The organism is Vibrio genomosp. F10 str. 9ZD137 (assembly GCF_049974785.1).
In the GTDB taxonomy this organism is placed as follows: domain Bacteria; phylum Pseudomonadota; class Gammaproteobacteria; order Enterobacterales; family Vibrionaceae; genus Vibrio.
On the sequence record NZ_JBNGCJ010000927.1, the window covers coordinates 1 to 993 of the forward strand.

The window sequence follows — 993 nt, forward strand, 5'->3', positions numbered from 1 at the left end:
CCTGTTTGTCGCGGTGCAAGCCATCAACCTTAATGCCCAACGCAGCTATGCTGAATCCACAGAACAACTGAGTGTCCAAGCGAAAAACCTGATCATTCCACCAGCGGGGCAAAACTACTTACCAGAATCGCTTTACTTTAAGCTAAGACAAAATGGATTAAGCGCGATACTACCCGTGATTGAAGGGCGAGTAAGAGACGAACAAGGTCGTCGTTGGTCGGTACAAGGCAGTGAATTGATCGCCGCTCTCACCTCAAGATCTCGCTATTCTACCGACAAGCTAGCCGAAAACGATGGAACGTCAGAAAACAGTCAAAACATATCTCTGTTCGACAACGCCATACCGCTTCCTCAACTGTTAGCTGGCAAATCCATCGTTATGATGAGCCAATCACAACATCAAAGCTTAGACGAATTAAAAACACTGACGCTCGATGAAGTAGTCACCCAAGTGGTCGTGCTGCCCGATGAATGGCAACTGGGTAGTCGGATGTTGATGGACATTGGATTCGCTCAGCAATTACTGAACAAGCAAGGCCAACTGAGCTACATCGCTGTTTTTGATACCAAGACCCACGATCAAGACAAATGGCAGAATCTGATCGCCGAGCAAGGGCAATGGATTTCCAACAACCAAAGTACGGATCTCGGATCTATTACCGACAGCTTTCACCTCAACCTCACTGCCATGAGCTTACTGGCTTTCTTGGTTGGTTTGTTCATCGCTTACAACGGCGTGAAGTACAGCTTGCTCAAACGTAATCGGCTGTTAGTACAAATTCAGCAAGCCGGAGTTTCACCAAGCATCGTGCTCTCAGCTCTGCTAATCGAGCTCATTGCTTTAGTCACACTAGGCGCATCACTCGGTTTCGTTTTGGGTATTCAGTTGAGCCATTGGCTACACCCAACCGTTGCGATAACCCTTGAGCAACTTTATGGCGCAACGCTATTGCCTGGCACATGGCATTGGCAATGGTTTGTACAAGCTTTATT

1 pseudogene is annotated in these 993 nt (G+C 47.4%); it reads left to right on the forward strand.

The annotated features are described in order from the left end of the window. A pseudogene (locus ACP45E_RS20435) lies at positions 1 to 993 on the forward strand (ABC transporter permease); the annotation flags it as partial.